This window comes from Shinella sp. M31 (assembly GCF_049199205.1).
Classification (GTDB): Bacteria; Pseudomonadota; Alphaproteobacteria; order Rhizobiales; family Rhizobiaceae; genus Shinella.
In genome coordinates this window covers 1-19,691 of sequence record NZ_JBLZPH010000096.1, presented here as the reverse complement: position 1 = coordinate 19,691, position 19,691 = coordinate 1, and the positions used below count along the sequence as shown (strand labels likewise).

General features: G+C 63.6%; 18 protein-coding genes and 1 pseudogene. 11 read left to right on the top strand and 8 right to left on the bottom strand.

From position 1 onward, the window contains the following. Both ACOZKU_RS16695 and ACOZKU_RS16690 read right to left on the bottom strand, forming a co-directional pair. Nucleotides 1-2,284 (bottom strand): membrane-bound PQQ-dependent dehydrogenase, glucose/quinate/shikimate family (locus tag ACOZKU_RS16695; protein WP_421579803.1); only part of this gene is annotated, 2,284 nt, incomplete at its 3' end. 220 nt (nt 2,285-2,504) lie between these two features. Continuing rightward, on the bottom strand, nt 2,505-2,708 hold the full coding sequence (locus ACOZKU_RS16690) for a GNAT family N-acetyltransferase (RefSeq protein ID WP_421579804.1): 204 nt from the start codon (nt 2,706-2,708) through the stop codon (nt 2,505-2,507). Between ACOZKU_RS16690 and ACOZKU_RS16685 the strand changes: the two are divergent. From ACOZKU_RS16685 to ACOZKU_RS16650, 8 genes and pseudogenes are all read left to right on the top strand, one after another. Continuing rightward, nucleotides 2,698-3,151 (top strand): annotated as a pseudogene (locus tag ACOZKU_RS16685) (transposase); the annotation flags it as partial. The gene ACOZKU_RS16690 and the pseudogene ACOZKU_RS16685 sit on opposite strands and share 11 nt — an antisense overlap. Nucleotides 3,152-3,640: 489 nt before the next feature. Further along, nucleotides 3,641-4,498: an amino acid ABC transporter permease gene (locus tag ACOZKU_RS16680; RefSeq protein ID WP_421579802.1), complete on the top strand. Its 858-nt coding sequence runs from the start codon at nt 3,641-3,643 to the stop codon at nt 4,496-4,498. Beyond that, a complete protein-coding gene (locus ACOZKU_RS16675; RefSeq protein ID WP_421579801.1) occupies nt 4,495-5,259 on the top strand; it encodes an amino acid ABC transporter ATP-binding protein in 765 nt (254 codons plus the stop codon). The genes ACOZKU_RS16680 and ACOZKU_RS16675 overlap by 4 nt, the downstream gene beginning before the upstream one ends. 34 nt (nt 5,260-5,293) lie before the next feature. After that, nucleotides 5,294-6,151: an ABC transporter substrate-binding protein gene (locus tag ACOZKU_RS16670; RefSeq protein ID WP_421579800.1), complete on the top strand. Its 858-nt coding sequence runs from the start codon at nt 5,294-5,296 to the stop codon at nt 6,149-6,151. Nucleotides 6,152-6,173: 22 nt separating this feature from the next. Continuing rightward, complete coding sequence (locus tag ACOZKU_RS16665) at nt 6,174-6,956, top strand: GntR family transcriptional regulator (protein ID WP_421579799.1); 783 nt, start codon at nt 6,174-6,176, stop codon at nt 6,954-6,956. Nucleotides 6,957-6,981: 25 nt separating this feature from the next. Beyond that, complete coding sequence (locus tag ACOZKU_RS16660; RefSeq protein WP_421579798.1) at nt 6,982-7,722, top strand: BtpA/SgcQ family protein; 741 nt, start codon at nt 6,982-6,984, stop codon at nt 7,720-7,722. Next, a complete protein-coding gene (locus ACOZKU_RS16655) occupies nt 7,719-8,222 on the top strand; it encodes an ureidoglycolate lyase (RefSeq protein ID WP_421579797.1) in 504 nt (167 codons plus the stop codon). The genes ACOZKU_RS16660 and ACOZKU_RS16655 overlap by 4 nt, the downstream gene beginning before the upstream one ends. Continuing rightward, a complete protein-coding gene (locus ACOZKU_RS16650; protein WP_421579796.1) occupies nt 8,219-9,154 on the top strand; it encodes a carbohydrate kinase family protein in 936 nt (311 codons plus the stop codon). The genes ACOZKU_RS16655 and ACOZKU_RS16650 overlap by 4 nt, the downstream gene beginning before the upstream one ends. 444 nt (nt 9,155-9,598) lie before the next feature. Here ACOZKU_RS16650 and ACOZKU_RS16645 read toward each other — a convergent pair whose 3' ends face one another. The 6 genes from ACOZKU_RS16645 to ACOZKU_RS16620 form a co-directional block, all read right to left on the bottom strand. Further along, nucleotides 9,599-11,410: an aminopeptidase P family protein gene (locus tag ACOZKU_RS16645; protein WP_421579795.1), complete on the bottom strand. Its 1,812-nt coding sequence runs from the start codon at nt 11,408-11,410 to the stop codon at nt 9,599-9,601. Between the two features lie 15 nt (nt 11,411-11,425). Next, nucleotides 11,426-12,724 carry an alpha/beta fold hydrolase gene (locus ACOZKU_RS16640; RefSeq protein ID WP_421579793.1) on the bottom strand — a complete coding sequence of 433 codons (1,299 nt, stop codon included), beginning with the start codon at nt 12,722-12,724 and terminating at the stop codon, nt 11,426-11,428. 36 nt (nt 12,725-12,760) lie between these two features. After that, on the bottom strand, nt 12,761-13,714 hold the full coding sequence (locus ACOZKU_RS16635) for an ABC transporter permease (RefSeq protein WP_421579792.1): 954 nt from the start codon (nt 13,712-13,714) through the stop codon (nt 12,761-12,763). Further along, complete coding sequence (locus ACOZKU_RS16630) at nt 13,711-14,679, bottom strand: ABC transporter permease (RefSeq protein ID WP_421579791.1); 969 nt, start codon at nt 14,677-14,679, stop codon at nt 13,711-13,713. Before ACOZKU_RS16630 ends, ACOZKU_RS16635 begins: the two co-directional genes overlap by 4 nt. Next, the gene (locus ACOZKU_RS16625; RefSeq protein ID WP_421579790.1) at nt 14,676-16,520 is read right to left on the bottom strand and encodes a dipeptide ABC transporter ATP-binding protein; all 1,845 of its coding nucleotides are present in this window, start codon (nt 16,518-16,520) and stop codon (nt 14,676-14,678) included. Before ACOZKU_RS16625 ends, ACOZKU_RS16630 begins: the two co-directional genes overlap by 4 nt. 80 nt (nt 16,521-16,600) lie before the next feature. Next, nucleotides 16,601-18,346: an ABC transporter substrate-binding protein gene (locus tag ACOZKU_RS16620; protein ID WP_421579789.1), complete on the bottom strand. Its 1,746-nt coding sequence runs from the start codon at nt 18,344-18,346 to the stop codon at nt 16,601-16,603. Between the two features lie 109 nt (nt 18,347-18,455). Here ACOZKU_RS16620 and ACOZKU_RS16615 point away from each other — a divergent pair, with 109 nt between their 5' ends. The 3 genes from ACOZKU_RS16615 to ACOZKU_RS16605 all read left to right on the top strand — a co-directional run bounded on the left by ACOZKU_RS16615 (nt 18,456) and on the right by ACOZKU_RS16605 (nt 19,565). Further along, nucleotides 18,456-18,584, top strand: coding sequence for a hypothetical protein (locus ACOZKU_RS16615; RefSeq protein ID WP_421579788.1), 129 nt, complete (start codon nt 18,456-18,458; stop codon nt 18,582-18,584). A 32-nt stretch (nt 18,585-18,616) separates the two neighbouring features. Next, nucleotides 18,617-19,177, top strand: coding sequence for a helix-turn-helix domain-containing protein (locus tag ACOZKU_RS16610; protein ID WP_421579787.1), 561 nt, complete (start codon nt 18,617-18,619; stop codon nt 19,175-19,177). Nucleotides 19,178-19,331: 154 nt separating this feature from the next. Beyond that, nucleotides 19,332-19,565: a hypothetical protein gene (locus ACOZKU_RS16605; protein ID WP_421579786.1), complete on the top strand. Its 234-nt coding sequence runs from the start codon at nt 19,332-19,334 to the stop codon at nt 19,563-19,565. The last annotated feature ends 126 nt before the right edge of the window (nt 19,566-19,691 follow it).

Here is a 19,691-nt window from a genome sequence, read left to right as displayed (position 1 = left end):
AATAGGGCGCCCCGCCGACAGAGATCAATACATATTGCTTGCCCGTCGTGGGGGAGACATATGTCATGGGAGTGGCGCTCGATCCGACCGGAAGCGGGTATTTCCAAAGCTCCGTACCGTCGGCCGCATCGTAGGCCCGCAGGTAGTAATCCTGCGTGCCGGCGAAGAAAACCAACCCGCCAGCCGTGGCGCTCGTGCCGGCATAGGTCGGCAGCCCCATCGGCATCGGCATGCCTGACTTGATGCCGAATGGTCCCAGTTGCTCGGCGGTCCCCGCCGGCACCTGCCAGGCTATCGTCCGGGTGTTCATATCGACCGCCGTGACCGTACCGAACGGCGGGGTGACACAGGGAACGCCCAGCGGCGAAACCCACATTTCCGTCGCCATGCCATAGGGCGTGCCGCCTTGCGGCGACGGGCCATGGCCGCTGCCGTCGGCATGAGCCTTCTTGGCGAAATCAGGATAATCTTCGCGCGGCACCAGCGCGAAAAGGCTGGGTGCGCGAATATCGTTCATGAAAACGCGATTGTTGTGCACATCGACCGAGACGCTGCCCCAATTCAGACCACCAACATTGCCGGGCTGCTCGATAGTGTATTTCAGGCTGATCGGCGTGAAATCGCCATCGTAATGCAGCTGCCGGAACGCGATACGGCAGGCGAGCTGGTCGAACATCGTCACACCCCACATGCTCGCTTCCGTCAGACGCGCGCCACCGATCGTCGGCATGCCGACGGAATAAGGCTGCGTCGTGGACAAGCGGGGCAGCTCTTCGGGGGCCGCGCCTTCTGTCGTCACCGGCTTTTCGGCAACCTCTGCCAATGGCTTGCCCGTCGCCCGGTCGAGGAGGAACAGCTGCCCACGCTTGGTGGTCTGCAATACAGCCTTGGCCGTACCACCCTTCATGTCCGGCACGTCGATGAGTGCGGGCTGGGAAGGCAGGTCGTAGTCCCATATGTCATGGTGCACGGTCTGGAATTTCCAGCGTTCCCGACCGGTCTCGACATCGAGTGCCACGAGTGTCGCATTGTATTCATCAGCGAAGGCGGGGCGCTCAGCACCGTAGTAGTCCGGTGTCGTATTGCCGAGAGGCGCATAGACAAGGCCCAGCTCGTCGTCGAAGGCCGCAGTCGTCCACAGATTGGGCGTGCCACGGGTGTAGGTGGATCCTTCCGGCGGCAGGCCGGTAATCGCCGGGTTGGCGAGATCCCATGCCCAGTCGAGTTGTCCCGTGACGGCGTTGAAAGCACGGATCACACCCGAAGGCTCGCCGACCTCCTGATTGTCGACGACCCAGCCGCCGACGACCACCTTGTCACGCGCAACAAGCGGCGCCGATGTCTGGAAGTAGAAGCCCTTCTTGACTTCACCCATGCCCTGCGACAGTTGCACCGTGCCGCCTTCACCGAAGCCAGGGCAATAAGCGCCGGTCTTCGCATCGATCGCGATGAGACGGGCATCGATCGTGGTCATGATCAGGCGCTGGTTGCAAAGCTGATCGGCGACCCGCTCTGCTTCGGGCAGCTCGAAATAGCCAATCCCCCGGCAACGCTGCCAGAATGGCGCGGAGGCCTTCGGGTCGAATTTCCAGCGCTCCGCTCCCGTATCCGCATCCACCGCCGCCACGACATTCGCCGTCGTGCAGGTGTAAACCGTATCGCCGATCTGCAAGGGGGTGTTCTGGTCGAAGCCCGTCGTGCCGCGGCCGGTACGATAGGTCCAGGCAAGATCCAGCTTGGTCACGGTATCGCGGTTTATCTGGTCGAAGGGAGAGTAACGCAGTCCCTTGTTTGTGCGACCGTAAGACGTCCAGTCGGAAGGCGTATTGTCGCCCTTCGCCGTCTCATAGGCGGGAATATCCCCGGACGGGCGAATGATTCCATGCGGCTGGAAAGCGAGCGAGAAACCACCGGCAAACAACGCGGCGGCGAGTATGGCGCCGCTGTAGAAAAGCGGCCGCCGTGCCTCCCGCGCTACAGACGGCGCGAACAACAGGGCAAAGCCGGCCAGAGCGAGCGGCGACATCAGGCGAGCGAACAGCCCCCAAAAATCGAGACCAGTTTCCCAGATCGCCCAGGGCACGGATATTGCGGCGACGAGCACTGTCAACCACGCGCCCGCCGCACTGCCGCGCCAAAGAAGCAGTGCGCCGGCGAGCCAGGCGAGGCCCACGATCAGATAATACGGCGAACCGCCAAGCAAGACGAGCCGGGCACCGGCGCCGGCAACAGCAAGGCCGATCAAGGCAAGTACGATCAGGTACAGGCGTGAAAGTATCCGCATTTTCTACTCCTTCTTCTCAGCTCTAGCTGCTCACCCGCGAGGACTGCGGGCCAATCCGCTCGCGGCAAACTCACGATGGCCGTATCCCAACGCTGGCCGCCGACCAGCGCAGACGCTCTGCGCGCCGCAAGTAAAGCCCGATCGTTGGTATGTCCTGATGGCGACAGCATTCCAAGTCTAAAAATTGAGTTCCAAGCGTTCTGCCGCCGTGAAGAAGGCTTCATCGACGGCCATGGCTATCATTGATCCGGCACCCCCGCCCCCGCATCCCGGGCGCTATGGCGACGCGACCGGGTACGACATTTCCATTGCGCCAGTCAAAATCAAGCTGGGCATGACCCACCACCGCTCCGCCATTTTCGGCCATCCAGCACAAGCGCACTGGCGGTTCGGGTCGGCGGCCGCGTTGATTCCACGGTACCATCATTTGCGACCTTGAACGCCGAAGAGCAATCGCATTGTTGCCCGACAGGGAACAGGCGACCGCCGAGGCCTGGCTGGTCCAGCAGCCTCAGATTGAGATCATCGCACGAGACCGTGGTGGTGGATATGCGCAGGCCGTCGCACAGGCCTGCCACAAGCCGATCAGGTTGCTGACCGTTGGCACCTGATGGAAAACGCCAGTCACGCCTTTCTCGACGCTGCAACCGTAAATCCGAAACTGCTTACTGCCGCCGAGCGGCTGGATACGAGGGATATCTACGGTGTGAAGAGGCAAATGCCGTTATCCGCGGGTTCGTCGCCGATGGTGTCTCCATCAAGGAAATCGTGCGCCAAACTGGGCATAGCCGAAAGCTGGTCCGCAGTGTCGTTCGTGGTCGGCGGACAGACATCTTCCGGGTAAGGAAATCGACCACCGGCGCCTGGAATCTTGAGAGATCCTTCACGACGATGCGCAGCATGTAGTCTGCTTCACCCGTCATCAGGTAGTATTCGACGATTTCGGTTTCGTGCGGATCGCGGCATTGAAGACATTGAGGGACTGTCGGTCCTGCTACCTTCAGTTCGTTGACCCGCCGCCAGCATGGCGAGGCCGAGAGACCGGTGGCATCGGCCATCGGAAATGCTCATCTCGGCATTTAACTGCAACAGGTCGAGGATACGGATGGATGCGGCGTCCGCGCATTCGCATGGTCGATTGACGTCATCGATCGTGCCAGCGCACAGAAGCCGCGGTGGCACCGTCGCTTCGCGCTGGCCGCCATTTCCATCTGTCGCAGAACACCACTTGACTCTCAACAGAATGCCTCTTTATAAGTTGTAGGCCTAACCCTACAATTGGATGCCATGCAACAACCCTCCCCGACATCAACCGCCACGCTTTCCCCCGCCGATCTACCCGGTCGGGACGTGCCCGTGCGTCGTCTGCGCCATCCCGGCCGCTGGATCAGCGGCGGCATCGTCCTGCTGCTCCTCGCCCTCATCGGCCGGGCCTTTGCCGTCGGGCAGATCCAGTGGGCCGTGGTTGGACAATTCCTGACGGCGGAGGTAATCATCGCCGGCTTCGGCTGGACGCTCCTGATTTCGGCCTGCGCCCTCGCCTTCGGCGTGGCGCTGGGTTTTGCCTTCGGCATCATGCGACTGTCGGAAAACCCGATCCTGCGTTTTGCCGCCTGGCTCTATGTCTGGATCTTCCGCGGGACGCCCGTGCTGCTCCAGCTTCTCATCTGGTTCAACATCGCGCTCGTCTTCCCGCGGCTTTACATTCCGGGCCTCGTCGATGCCCGCATGGTCGATGTCGTTACGCCCTTCGTCGCCGCCGTGCTCGGACTCAGTGTCAACGAGGGCTCCTATCTCACCGAGGTGGTGCGGGGCGGCATCAGCTCCGTCGACAAAGGCCAGACCGAGGCGGCGCATACTCTCGGCATGACGCCCGGCCAGACGATGCGCCGCATCGTCCTGCCGCAGACGCTGCGCCTGATCCTGCCGGTGCTCGGCAACAGCGCCATCGGCATGCTGAAATTCTCCTCGCTCGCCGCCACCATCGCCATGGGCGAAATGCTGAACGCGGCGCAGCGCATCTACTTCATCAACGGCGCCGTCATCGAACTCCTGTTCGTCTGCGCGATCTGGTACCTGGCCGGAACCACGGTTCTGTCCATCGGCCAATACTATCTCGAACGCCATTTCGGCCGTGACGCCTCCAACGCCACCGCCGGAAGCAGCTGGTTCAAGGTCTGGGCGCGCCGCCGGGCCACCCCGGAGGAAGCATGAGCCTCGCAGTCAAGGCGGTGGGTATCCGCAAGAGTTTCGGCGCCCACGAGGTCCTGAAGGGGCTCGACCTGGACGTTACCCATGGCGAGGTGCTGTGCATCCTCGGCCCCTCGGGCAGCGGCAAGAGCACCTTCCTGCGCTGCATCAACCATCTGGAAACGCCCGACGGCGGCTATGTCTGGGTCGACGGCGCCATCATGGGCTACGAACTCAGCCGCGGCGCCCTGCAGGAACTGCCGGTCAAGCGCCTGCGCGCGCAGCAAAGCCAGCTCGGAATGGTCTTCCAGCACTTCAACCTCTTCGCCCATCGCACCGTACTCGGCAATGTCATCGAGGGTCCGATTGTGGTGCGCGGCCTGAAGCGCGCTGCGGCGGAGGCCCGCGCCATGGAACTGCTGGAGCAGGTCGGCATGGCAGGCAAGGCCGCAAGCTACCCCTCTCAGCTTTCCGGCGGCCAGAAGCAGCGCGTCGCCATCGCCCGTGCGCTCGCCATGGAACCGCGCGTCATGCTGTTCGACGAGCCGACATCGGCACTCGACCCGGAACTCGTCGGCGAGGTGCTGGAGGTGATGCGCACACTGGCGCGCGGGGGCACCACGATGATCGTCGTCACGCACGAGATCGGCTTCGCCCGCGAAGTGGCCGACCGGGTCGTGGTCATGATCGACGGCGAAATCCGCGAAATGGGCGTGCCGAGCGAGATCCTCAGCAACCCGACCGATCCACGCGTGCGTTCGTTCCTGAGCCGCGTGCTCGCCTAACCTTTTCCTTCGTCCAACAATGGGAGTACGGACAATGAAGACAATCCTGCCGATGGTCCTGGGGCTTGCCTCCGCCACCTTTCTCAGTCTTGCCGGCGTCGCGCAGGCGGCCGGCGACGAAAAGCTTGCCGCCGCCCTGCCCGAAGCCGTGCGCAGCGCCGGCAAGCTTAACGTCACGATCAGCCTGGCCTACCCGCCGATGGAATACAACGACGCCGGCTCGACGGAGCTGAAGGGCTTCGACATCGACCTTGCCAAGGCGATCGCCGAGCGTCTCGGCCTCTCCGCGGAATTCCAGAACGTCGAGTTTCCGCAGCTGATCCCGCAGGTCGTCACCGGCCGTTCCGACATGATCATCACGGCGTTCTCCGACAAGGTGGAGCGCCAGACGCAGCTTGATTTCATCGACTATTTCAAGACGGGCAATGTCTTCTATTCGAGCATCGACCACCAGGGCGAAATCAAGACCGAGGCCGATCTCTGCGGCAAGACGGTCGCGGTGGCCACCGGCACGAGCTGGGTCACTTGGGCTGAGGAGCTCGGTAAGTCGATTTGCCCGGCCGACAAGCTGATCACCGTCATCCAGATCCCGACCCAGGCCGAGCACATCATGCAGATCCGCCAGGGCCGCGCCCAGGCTTCTGTCATCGGCCTCGAAGGCTTGCTCGACCTGATGAAGCAGGAGCCGGGCAAGTTCTACCAGATCGGCGCGGTCGGCGACGTCAACCACTATGGCATCGCCTTCGCCAAGGCGAATGGCGAATTGCGCGATGCCGTGCACGCCACACTCGGCGCGTTGAAGGCCGATGGCACTTATGCACAGATCCTCGACCGTTACGGCTTGAAAGAAGCCGGTGTGGAAGAGTTCAAGATAAACGGAGCCACGAAGTAATCCAGCATTTCCGGAGCCTGCCTTGACCCAACCTTCCACACCAGACGCCCATGCCGCGGGCGAACGTCCGGACGACCGGCTGTCGCGCTTTCGCCTCGATGCTTATTCGAGCGAACAGCTCTACCGCCAGCTCTACCGGGCGCTGCGTGCCGCGATCCTGAGCGGCGACTTCTCCGAGGGAGAATCCATTCCCTCGGAGAACCAGTTGCGCGACCAGTTCGGCATCGCACGCACGACCGTGCGCAATGCGATGGCGCTTCTGGTGTCGGAAGGTCTGGTCCAGCAGGTGCGCGGTCGGGGCACGATCGTCTCGCACCGGCCGATCAGCCACAATATCTGGAACTTCGGCAGTTTTACCGAACTCGCCCGGCGCCAGGGGCAACGTCCCGTGACGAAAGTGCTCGAGCATCGCGTGGAAGGCGGCGAGCTGCTTCTGGTGCGTGCCCGCGGCCTGGCAAACGAGGCGACCGTGAGCTGGCTCAACGTCGATACGTCCCAGCTCGACCTCGCCCTCTATCCCGGCCTCGAGACCTACGATTTCGCGGCGCAATCGCTCTATGAGGTATTGCGCCGCGACTATGACCGCCATCCGCTCCGCTCGGAACTGCTGCTGACCGTCGTGCCGCCGTCGAAGCGCCTGCGGGAGGTCTTCGGCCCGGCACCGGACGTGCCCGGCTACCTTTGCGCCAGCGGCGACGTCCTCGACGCCGACGACCGGTTGGTCGAACGCACGTCGATCGTCTACGCGCCGGCGGTCCAAATGAAATTCGCAACGCGCTGGGGGCGCGATACCGCGCCTGCCTGAGGCGGCGCGACGCAGGAGAAACGACATGAACCGTCTCAGTGACACCTTCGGCATCGTGAAACCCATTCTCGGCATGCTCCATCTTGCCGGTGACGGCCCCGCGGCAAAGCTCGCCCAGGCCGAGGAAGAGGCTCGCATCATGGCCGGCGAAGGCGTCGACGGGCTGGTGGTGGAAAACTATTTTGGCGATGCCGATGATGTCGAGCGCGTGCTCGGCCGGCTGAGCGGCCTTGGACTTGGCGCGAAGATCGGCGTCAACGTGCTGCGCGACGACAAGCGCGCTTTCGCGTTGGCCAGGCAGTATCCGGTTTCCTTCATCCAGGTCGATTCCGTCGCTGGCCATTTGCCGCCGGAAAATGATGCCACCTTCTCAGCCGATTTCGCGGCCCGGCGGGCAAGCGTTTCCGCACTGCTGCTCGGTGGCGTGCGCTTCAAGTATCAGCCGGTCCTTTCCGGTCGGCCGGAGGAAGAGGATGTGCGGCTGGGGGCCCTGCGCTGTGACGGCCTTGTGGTGACATCGGATGCCACGGGCCAGCCGACCGATATGGACAAGGTCGCCCGTTTCCGTGCCGCGGCTGGTGACGGCGTTCCCCTCCTCATCGGTGCGGGCCTGACCGAAACGAATGCCGCCGAACAGCTGGCGCACGCCGATGGCGCCATCGTCGGGAGCTGGTTCAAGCACGACCATAAGGATACCGGTCGCGTCGAGGCGGCCCACGTCGCCCGTCTGATGCGCGCCGTCCGCGCCGTACGGAGCGCCGCATGATCCCCGTCGTCGCACGGCCTGTTACGGCCGAGAATTTCGCGCGCTACGGCAAGGTCTACGATCTCGCCGGCGATGCAGACCCCGACGTGATCCGGACGAAGGGCGATGGCTGGGACGACGGTTTTACCCGCACGCCGCTGATTGACGGTTCGGGCCACCTCGGCATGACCCGCGGCGGCAGCGCGCCCTGGTCTTGCACTGCCATGGAGCGGCACCCGCTGACCGAGGAGGCCCTGTTCTGCGCTGCCGAGCCGATCGTCCTCGCCGTGGCACCGGCCTCCGACGCCGATGCGCCGGATCACAATGATATCGAGGCCTTCATCATCGTGCCCGGCCAGACCGTTGTGATGTATAAAAACGTCTGGCACGACGCCTGTCGAGGCGCCACCCGCGCCACGCCCTATTATTGGATGGCCGTCTGCGGCCTCGGCGAAAGCCCCTGGATCGCGGTGACGGGTGGGCCACGCCAAATCCGGATAAACGACGGGACCGCAGCATGACGGCCTTCTTCATCGGAGACGTGGCGCTCGACGAGTATTACACCGCCGACCGCTGGCCCGGCCGCGCCGACAAGGGCATGGTGCAGGAACTGCCGGCCGAAATCGGCGGTTCCATCGCCAATGCTGCCGTCGTGCATGCAGCACTGGGCGGGGCGACCCAGTTCATTTCCCTCTTGAACGACAGTCCGCTGTCGAGGCAGCTTATCGAGGACCTCCAGCAGAACGGCGTTTGTGTCGATCACATGCTCACCGACCCCGCCCTTGCGGAATCGCGCAACCTGATCTTCCTGATCGACGGCGAGCATGTCGTCCTGACGGTCGAGATGGGCGAGCCGCCGATGTGGCTGGCACAAGAAACACTCGCAGCCCTGCGTCATCAGGGTTTTCTCTATACGACGCTCTACCGTGCGCGCCGGCTGCATAGCCAAACGGACGCGGGTGTGCTGAAGCAGGCGGACCTGCTGGCCGACCTGCGCCGCCACGGCCGCCGCGCCATCTTCGATCTCGATGTCGGCGGCTGCACGCCGGAAGACATGCCCTATCTCTCGGGCGCGGCCGTCGTCATCTTCAATGAGGTCGGCTTTCGCGCCGCCTTCGGCCACGACGACATGGCCCGCATCAGCGGATGGATACGCCAGCATGCGATAGGTTGGGTGGTGCGCACGAAGGCAGCCGATGGCGCCGAGGCATTCGACGGCGAGACGCTGCTGCAGGCGGCCGGTTATTCCGTGGACGTGGTAGACGTAACGGGGGCCGGAGACACCTTCGGCGGGGCGCTGACCTGGTGCCTGACACAGGGGCACGCCTTTGCGGAAGCGCTGGACTTTTCCATCGCCGCCGCCTCCCGCTCCGTCACGATCCACGGCCCGCGCGGCGGCAAGATAGACGTCGAAACGGTGCTCGCGTGGCGCAAGGAAAGGCGCAGCCGTTAGGCTGAAGGATCGAGGGTGCGGCCCTTAACCCTCGCGCAACGGCTACTTCGCGCCCAGCATTTGCCGCATGACAAGTGGCAGATACGTGGTCAGGCGACGCAGAATCCGCCCTGTCCAGCCGAAGAGCACAAGGCAGGCAGCCGTTGAAAGTGAATGCCGTCCTCAGATTCGGGTATGCGAACGGTGACGGTGACGACGCGGACGGGCGCACTCTTGATGCCGCCTGCGACGCGGTTGGAAATGGCGAGCTCAAACCCTCGCCGAATTGGGCGAGATCGTACGCCAGCGCTTCAAGGGCGGTATCGTTCGCGTGGAGCCGCGCCGGAAAGACGAGGCCATCGGCACGTCCTTGGAAATACCGCCCGGCTAGCGAGCCTATGTGGGATGCTCAGTATACTCTTCGCGCTTCTGGCGCGTCGGCACAACACCGCCTCCGCATAGCAGTCAACGTGCCGCCTCGCGCTGTTCGACAGCCGGCCGTGTCTGCGCAAGCAGAAAGGCTAGGTTCTGCGGGCGGATATGGGCGAGAAGTGCCTCTCGCACGCGGACATGATAGTCGTCGAGGAAGGCGATTTCGCCAGGGCTGAGCGCATCGAGGTCGACCATCGTGAGATCGATAGGTGCAAGCGTCAGCGAGGCGAATCGACAGAACCCCGGACCGTCCGCCACCACTTCCACCTGGTTTTCGATGCGCATGCCGAAGGCGCCCTGTTTGTAGTAGCCGGGCTCCACCGTCATGATGGTGCCAGGCTCCAGCACGTGGAGATTCGGCTTGCGGTCGAAGCGGTGCGGATATTCGTGGACCAGCAGATTATGGCCGACGCTATGGCCGGTGCCGTGGTCATAGTCGAGGCTGGCATCCCAGAGTGGGCGGCGCGCGAAGGCATCCAGTTGGTGGCCCTGCGTTCCCACTGGAAAGCGTGTGGACATCAGGGAAATGAAGCCCTTGAGCACGGCGGTGTAGGCGATCTTCATTTCCTCCGTCGGCGCGCCCAGCATGACGGTGCGGGTGAGATCGGTGGTGCCGTTGAGATATTGCCCGCCGGAATCCACCAGATAGGGGGCTACCGTGTCGATGGGCGCATTCGTGTCGGCGCTCGCCGCATAGTGGCACATGGCGGCATTGGCGCCGGCAGCGGAGATGGTGCGGAAGCTCGACTCCAGAAAGCCTGCTCGCTCTTTCCGGAAAGCCATCAACTGGGCTTCGGCCTCCAGCTCGGTTAGCGGATGCCCTTTCTGTTCTCGAGCCGACACTTCCGATGAAAGCCAGGCAAGGAACTCGGTAACGGCGATGCCGTCCTCCAGATGGCAATCGCGAAACCCCTGCAATTCGGCCGGCGTCTTCATCGCCTTGGCAAGGGTGATCGGGCTGGTCTGCGGCGCAATCCGGCCACCGGCTGCAAGCACGACGGCTCGCACACCCTGTGGGGCGAAATCCGCGTCGATCACCACGGTCTTTTCCGCTGTCGCCTCGGCAAGGCGGTCGAGAAAGCGCTCTGGCGGCGACACGGTCACGCTGCCCAGTTCATAGGCGTCGAGGTCGTTGCCAAGCTTGCGGCGATCGACGAACCATTCCAGATCGTTGTCCGCGCCCAGCAGCAGGAAGGAATGCGGCGCCGGGTTCATCGGGACATCCGAGCCGCGCACATTGAGCAGCCAGGCTATATTGTCGGGCAGCGTCTCGACTAGAAGGGCCGCGCCACGCTGCCGAATGCCTTCGGCGATCCGCGCCCGTTTGTGCGCTGCGGTTTCCCCGGCCACCTGCGGCGGCATGGCCCTGATCGCGCCCAGCGGACGGGGCGGACGATCGCGCCACACCGCATCGAAGGGATCGGCCTCGAGCACGACCAGCTCCGCATGGGCGGCGGCACAGCCGGTAACCAGACGATCGTAAAGGCTCCCGCCCACCAACATAGCATCGATGCCGATGCGCCAGCCGCGCTGCGCATGTTGTCCGAGCCATCGATCGAGCGGATCGTCATGCAGATGATGCACGTCGAAGAGCGAGCGATCGACCTCCTGACGCACCTGCACCTGATAGCGCCCATCGACGAAGATGAGCGCCCGGTCCTGCAACACCAAGGCCAAACCGGCCGAGCCGGAAAAGCCGCTGATATAGCGCAGGCAGTCGTCGCGCGGCGCCGTCACTTCGCTTTGGTGGGCGTCGGTGCGCGGCACGATCAGTCCGTCCAAAGCGGACGCGTCGAGCCAGCCGCGAAGCGCCGCAAGCACCGGCGCACGGTCATTTATCGTCATATCTTTTACTTTCGTTCAGCGGCTGGTCTTCAGCGGACCGCCCTTTTCGGCCACCATCGCGACGAGCCGGTCGAAGACCGCACCCGACTGGCGAATGCCGTCATGTTCGAATTCATTGGTGATCCAGACATCGAGATTGCCGACGGCCTTTGCGGTCTGAAGCGAGATGCCGGCATCGACATACATGTCGTCGTGATAGACGACCGCCGCGAGCGGCACGGTGTTCTCGGCAAGGCGGGCCTTGTCGTAGAGCTGGCTGTAGCGCGGACGTCGGGCGAGCGCCTCGGCGGCGGTGCGGAAGGGTTTCAACAGCGCCACCTCCTCGAACATCGACGGATAGATCATCTCGCCGGTGAAGAGCAGCGGCCTCGCCTTGACGTCGAATTCCGGGAATTCCGCCAGCAGCCGCTCGGCCGACCAGGCGGTCGCGCCCTCGCCCTGCCCGTAGATCGCCTCATGGATCACTGCGAACAATGGATTGCCGTGATAGGCCGTGGCCTGCATGACCGAGCCGAGAAACTGGTCGGACAGGCGGTCCGGCGCGGCAAAGGCTTCGTCGAGCAGCCAGTGGATATTCTCGAAGCCCGGCCCCATGCCGAAATCGAGACCGAGGCTCTGGAAACGGCGTACCGAAAGGCGGTCACCATCCGGCAGCGTGACGGGATTGGCGTCGATGAAATCCGCGATGCGGGCGACCAGCGCTTTGTCGTCTGGATAGCGCTTGTAGAAAATCTCGTTCTTGGCGCGCACGCGCGGGTAGGTGTGGCGGTAGACCTCGTCCGCGGAGGGATCGAGGCTCGGGATGCCGCCGGCGACATAACAGGCGGACAGGCCTTCTGGCGCGCGGCTGAGATAGGTCAGCGTCAGGAAGCCGCCATAGCTCTGGCCCAGCGTCTGCCAGCGCTCTCCGCCGAAGGTGGTTTTTCTGAAATGCTCGAGATCGTCGACGATGGAATCGGCGCGGAAGCAGGCGAGGTAGTCTGCTCCGGCCTCACCGTCGAATCCGGCAATGGTCGCCGCGTCGACTGGCGTTGAGCGGCCGGTGCCACGCTGGTCGGGTAGAATGATGCGGTGCGTCTTCAGCGCCTTGGCAAGCCAAGAGGGGCTGCTCTTCGTCGGACGAGGGGATTTGCCGCCGGGCCCGCCCTGCAGGAAACAGAGGAGCGGCAGCACCTCGTTTTTGCGGGCGGGATCGACCACCTCGCGGGCGAAGAATTCGATGGTTCTGCCCTCGGGCTTCGACCAGTCGAGCGGCACGGTCACGATATGATCGCGCACATGCAAGCCAGGGATGGTGTATTCGGAGACGATCATCAAAATTTCCTTTTTGCCGCCTTACGCGCGACGGACTCAACGAACGCGAGGGTCGAGCAGCACGTAAAGCAGGTCGACCGCGATATTGGCAATGACGATGAACAGGCCGCCGAGCAGCACGACGCCGATGATGATCGGCCGGTCCTGATTGGCGACCGCCTGCACGGCGAGCGCGCCGACGCCCTGCAAGCCATAGACCTGCTCGATTACGATGACGCCGCCCAGAAGAAGAGCGATATCGGCACCGAGCTGCGTGACGAGCGGCGTCAGCGCGGCGCGCATGCCGTGCTTCCAGACCACCCGGCGTTCGGTCAGCCCCTTGGCGCGGGCGGTGCGGATATAATCCTCGCCCATCACGTCGAGCATCTGTCCGCGCGTGAGACGGGCATAGATCGCCGCCATAGTCATCGCCAGCGTCATCCACGGCAGAGCTAGATGCCAGGCCCAGAGCGCGGGATTGGACGAGAGCGCCTTGTAGCCGCCGGCGGGAAACAGCGTGAAACCGGCCTGTTTCGGCATGAAGTAGAGCAGGTAGAGCGACATCATGCCGAGCACGAAAGTCGGAAACGAGAGGCCGACGAGGATGAAGGCCTGACCCAGCCGGTCGCGCAGGCTGCCGACATGCCGCGCCGACATGATGCCGATCGGCACGCCGATGGAGAGCCACAGCAGCGCCCCGCCCAGCACAAGCGACAGCGTTACCGGAATGCGCCGCAGGATGATCGGCGCGACAGGCTGCTGGTTGCGGTAGGAGAAACCGAGATCGCCCGACAGTGCTTTCTGCATGAAGGCGCCGTATTGCACGACGATCGGCCGGTCGACGCCGAGATTTTTGCGGATCTGCGCAAGCTGGCTTTCCGTCGCCTTGTCGCCGGCAATCATGCGAGCGGGATCGCCGGGCGCGACAAAGAACAGGAAGAAGACGAAGGCCGAGAGGACGAGCAGAACGCCCGCGCCAAAACCGATACGATGGGAAAGGAAGCGGATCATGGCTTGGCTCCTGCCTTCGGCCGACGCTTGAGACGGCGCATGGTGCGGGCGCTTTTCGGGTCGAGCGCATCGCGCAACCCATCGCCGAGAATGTTGAAGGCGAGCGTCGTCATGAGCAGCGCCGTACCGGGCACGAAGATCAGCCACCAGGCGACGAGATAGAGCGAGTTGGAAGATGCATCCGCCAGCATGCCGCCCCAGCTGGGCGTCGGCGGCACGATGCCCATGCCGAGGAAGGACAGCGTCGCCTCGAAGACGATGGAATTGGGGATCTGCATGGTGGTGTAGACGATGATCGGCACCGCAAGATTGGGCAGGATATCGACCACCATGATCGACAGCGATCCCGCACCGAGCGAGCGGCTGGCCAGCACGAAATCGTGCCGGCGCAGCGAGATCACCTGGCCGCGGATGACACGCGCCATCGGTGCCCAGCTGAAGAACACGATGACGGCGACCGACAGTGTCAGGCTCGGCCCGAAGGCGGAGACGAGCGCCAGCGCGCAGAGCAGGAAGGGCACGCTCATGACGAGGTCGGTTAACCGGCTGAGAACCAGATCGACCGTGCCGCCGAAATAGCCCGCCGTCGTACCGACGACGACGGCGATAAGCGAGGCGAGCAGGGAGGCGAAGACGCCGACGAGCAGCGACACCCGCGCGCCATAGGCGAGCCGGACCAGCACGTCGCGGCCGAGCTGGTCGGTGCCGAACCAGAATTCGCTGCCCGGTCCGACCGGAATGCCGGCCGGCGACAGGCCGGTCTCGCGAAACTGCTCGATCGGCGAATGGCCGGTAATATCAGCCACCCAGGGGGCGACGATGGCGAGCACGAGGATCGCGAAAATCACGCACAGTGCCACGATACTGGCCGTGTCGCGCCGAAGCCGCCGCACCGTCAGCGCGAAGGAGCCGCGCTGGATAATTTCAGTCTGCGGCGCGGTTTCGTTCGTCGTCACGTCGCTCATGATGCCACCTGTGTTTCGACCAGCGACCGGCGGCCGGCTTCCGCAAAGGCCGGCAGCGTCTTGGAGGCCGACAGCAGCGTTCGCGTGTAATCGTGCTGTGGATCGGCAAACAGCCGCTCGGCCGTCTCTATCTCGACGATGCGGCCGCCCTGCATCACCGCGATGCGGTCGCAGACATGGCGCACCACCGAAAGGTCATGGGAAATGAAGAGATAGGTCAGGCCGAGGTCGCGCTGCAATTCGCGCAGCAGGTTGAGCACCTGCGCTTGGATCGAAACGTCGAGGGCGGAAACCGGCTCGTCACAGATGATCAGGGCCGGATTGAGCGCCAACGCGCGGGCGATGCCGATCCTCTGGCGCTGCCCGCCGGAAAATTCGGCCGGGAAGCGATTGTAGTGCTCGGGGTTGAGCCCGACGCGTTCCATCAGGTGCCGCACCTTTTCCTTTCGTTCCTCGCCTTTGGCAAGGCCATGCAGGCGGAAGGGATCGCCGATGATGGCGCCGACACGGCGACGCGGATTGAGCGACCCAAAGGGGTCCTGGAAGACGAGCTGGACCTCCCGGCGCATGTCCCGCCATTGCTTGGCATCAAGCGCCCCCATGTCGCGGCCGAGCACGCGCACGCGGCCGGAAGTGGCCGGCACCAGCCCGGCAACGATGCGCGCCAGCGTGGATTTTCCGCAGCCGCTTTCGCCGACAAGCCCGATGGTCTCGCCGCGCCCGATGGTGAGGTTGACGCCTTTCAGCACATCCAGAGCGCGCTTTGGGCCGAAGAAGCTGCCGACATGATAGGTCAGGCGCACATCCTCAATCTCCGCCACAGGCTCGGGCGGTGCGGCTTTCTTGACGGTTGTCGCAATTTTGATTGCCGGCCGGGTCGTGCTTGCGCCCTCCTCCAGCCAACAGAGCGCTTCGACTCCGTCGCTGTAGCGCCGCAGTGGAGGCGGCTCGCTTGAGCAGCGCGGCAAGGCCTCCGTGCACCGTGGAGCGAAGACGCAGCCGGCGGGCGTGGCGAGCAGGCTTGGTGGGCGGCCGCAGATCGGCGCAAGCTCGGTGCCTGGCCGGTAGCTGGCTGGCGTCGACCGCAGAAGGCCGGCGGTATAGGGATGCGCCGGTGCGCGGAAAACATCCTCCGCCCGGCCATATTCCAGCCTGTGCCCGGCATACATCACCATCACATCGTCGGCGACGCTCGAAAGCAAGCCGAGATCGTGGGTGATGAGGATGACGGTGGTGCCGAAATCTCGGCGCATCGTGTCGAGCAACGCCACGATCTGCGCCTGCACGGTAACGTCCAGCGCCGTGGTCGGTTCATCGGCGATGACGAGCGCCGGCTTCAGGATCAGCGCCATGGCGATCATCACGCGCTGGCGCATACCGCCGGAAAACTGGTGCGGATAGTCGTCATAGCGCTCGGCGGGCGACGGAATGCCAACCTTGCCGAGCATGTCGATAACGCGCGCCCGCGCCTCCGCCGGGCTGATCGTCTTATGCGCGTGCAGCACCTCGGCGATCTGCGCGCCGATGGTGTAGAAAGGATGCAGGCTCGACAGCGGATCCTGAAAAATCATGCCGATGCGCCCGCCGCGCAGACGCCGCATCTCCTCCTGGGAAAGGCCGATGAGATTGCGCCCCTCGAACCAGACCTCGCCGCCGATATCGGCGTTGGGGAGGAGCCCCATCACTGCCTGGGTCAAGACGCTCTTGCCGGAGCCGGACTCGCCGGCGATGCCGAAGAGCGAGCCCGGCTTGATGGAAAAGGAGACGTTGCGCACCGCATGCACAGTGCCGTCTTCCGTCGGAATATCGACGGTAAGACCCTTCGCTTCGAGAATGGCCAAGTCAGAACCCGTTTGCCTGCGAAAGAAGAAGGAGGCCGGCGTCGGAACCACGGTCCGGCGCCGGCTGCGGTTTCAGACGGTCAGCGCTCGAGCCAGAGATTGGTCCAGTCGCCTTCGACACCCAGCGCATAGGGCTGGAAGTTCTTGACCGCCTCGCTGCGGTAGCGCGGGTTCTTGTTGGCGATCAACGGCACGACCGGTGAATCGGCCATCACGAGTTCGTCGACCTCGGCCCACAATTTGCCCGTCTCCTCCGGCGTCGTGGCGTTGATCGCCTTCGCGGCGATCTCGTTGGCCTTCGGGTTGTTGTAGTCGGTGTAATTGTAGGTCTGGTGCGTGCCGTCGAAGGTGAACTGCGGCTGGAAGACCGAGCGCGCAGCACCGCCTACCCAGTCCGGCGTCCAGCCCACGGGAGCGATGTCCCAGGTACCGTCCTTGGTGTTGACCGGGTTCGTCATAAATTTGGAATAGTAGTCGGCCGCGGTGACCGGCGTCATTTCCAGCGTGATGCCGGCGCGGGCAAGGCTTGCCTGGATCGTCGCGGCGGTCGCCACTTCCAGGTCCTTGTTGCGATAAGGCATCTTCAGCGTGATGCCGTCAGGGAAGCCGGCTTCCTTCAGCAGCGCCTTCGCCTTTTCCGGGTCGCCCTTGGCATCCGTCGAAGGATAAAGATCGAATTTGTGGTAGCCGAGCACGCCGATGCCGAAGATGCCGTTGGCGGGCTCTGCTACTGCCGCACCGCCCCATTGCTGCACGATGGCGGCCTTGTCGACGGCATATTGCAGCGCCTGGCGCACGCGCAGGTCCTTCAGCGCGCCCTTGTTGTTGTCCGAGACCGTGTTGATGAACAGGAAGTTCGTGTTGCCGGCGGACATGGCCGTCAGCTTCTCATCGCCGGTTGCGGCAAGCGTCGAGAGGATCGCGGTCGGCACGTTGATGTCATAGGCCAGATCGCCGTCGCCCGACTGGAGCTGCTGCATGATCGCATCGGCCTGCATGCCCATGGTGATGTCGATCTCGTCAACATAGGCCTTGCGCAACGGATCGCTGTCAGCCTTCCAGGCCGGATTGCGCACCAGTTGCAGGCTGGTATCGGGCGTGTATTCGCCGAGCGTGTAAGGACCGCTGCCGACGAAGTTTGCGCGGTATTCCGGGCTGTCGGGAATGTAGTCCAGCGTCTCGATGGCGGTCGGCGCCGGCATCGGCAGGGAGAGCATGTAGATGAAGTCGCCTGCCCGTTCCTTGAGCTTGAAGACGACGGTCTTGTCGTCGGGCGTCTCGATACCCGAGACGTCGTTGCCTTCCATATAGACCTTCATCGCCGCCGGCGTCGGCTCGACCTTGGCAAAGCCGTCGCAGAATTCCGTCAGGCCGGAGATCAGGGCGGTGAAATAGGTGAGCGTCGCCGCCTGCATATGCGGATTGCAGAGGCGCTTGAAACCGCGCTCCACGTCGGCCGAGGTGATCTGGCGCGCGCCGGAAGGCGCATTCCACATCGCGCCATCGCGCAGGGTGAAGGTGTAGGTCAGACCTTCATCGGTCGGCTGCGGAACCTCGGTCGCGAGGTCGCCGACCGGTGTGATCGCAACGGTCGGATCGGTGGAGGCTTTGTAGCTGACGAGCTGGCGGGAAATGGCGCGCATGAGATTGTTCGTCGTCACCATGCCGGCAAGCGTCGGATCCATATGGTCGGGCTCGCCCGTCGCCAGAATACGCAGCACGCCACCGGTCTGCGGCTCCTCCTGGGCCAGTACGGTGCCGGCCTGCAACCCGCCGATCACGGCCGCCGTCGCCATCAGAATCGTCCAGTTCTTGTGCATTCGCATGGGGCTCCTCCCTTGAGCTCTATCCTCACCGCGCAAAGTTGTTGCTCAAAAATTGAACCAATGCAAAAGAAATTAAAGCCTTGTGGTAAAATTTTTATAGGAGTACGAAATGGCGGGCAGCAATGCGGCGCAAAGCGCGGCAATTCCCTGGACGAGCGCCATGGCGTGCATCGACTTTGCGGATGGCATGGCTCATATTTTGGCGGATTTCGAACCGATCCGTACACGGGTGTTGTAATGTCGCCAGAGGCGAAAGCGAGAAAGAAGGACGTGGCAGACAGCGTTGCGGAAGAGGGCGTCGGCAAGAAGATACGCAAACGTCGGCGTGAAATGGACATGACGTTGCAGCAGGTTGCCGAGCGCGTCGGACTTTCCATCGGCTTCCTGTCCCAAGTCGAGCGCGGCACCTCGACGCCATCGCTTGCCTCGCTGTGCAATATCGCCGAAGCGCTCGACACGCATGTCGATGCCTTCATCAAGGCCCCGCGCCAGTCCGGCTCGGTGACGCGGCAAGGCGAGCGAGAATCCTTCAGCCTCGGCGATGTAAGGCGGACCTATGAACTGCTCGGCGCCGGCTTTCCCGGTGCCAAACTGCATCCTACTTTGGTGCGCCGGCCACCGGGGCATGTGTCCGAGATCATGCACAACGAAGGCGAGGACTTCGTCTACGTGCTGGAAGGCTGCATGTTGCTGGAGGTGGGCGGCGAACGCCATATCCTCAACAAGGGCGATTCCATGCACTTCCAGTCGCATCTCCCACATCGCTCGGCGACGCTCGGTACGGAAACGACGCTGGAACTGTGGGTCCGCACCCAGCCGCTCTTCCCCTGACTTGGCGTTAAAGGCAGCTACACCGATCTCACTGGTGCCGATTGCTCATCCTGCTGTGCAATGCCGACAAGTCATTTATGGAACTGCTGGCCGAACGGTCCCATGCGCGGATGGCCGTTTCGGTCATCGTGATGGAGCCTGCCGACTACTTAGCTTGGCGGCACGCGCAGGCGGTGGCAACGGAACCGGTGGGCACGAGGGCGAGCCGCTCTTTGCGTTTCACGGCTGCGCCGGCTGTCACGGCATACGGGGAACGGCGCCAGCTGCAAGCCTCGGTCCGCACCTGACCTTCTTCGGCCAGCGTCAGACGGTCAGCGCCGGCGCGCTTGCCAATACGGCCGAAAACGTCGCGCGTTTCATCCGCATGTTGATTGCCACTGAGAACTGACCCGGCGTGGCCTGATATTTCCATTGAGAATTGACCCATGTTCCAACCTTCCCTCGCATGTTTTCAGCGGGGGCTATGGAGTGATCGACATGGCGTTATTGAGCGTTATCCGGCGCTGGCATTTTC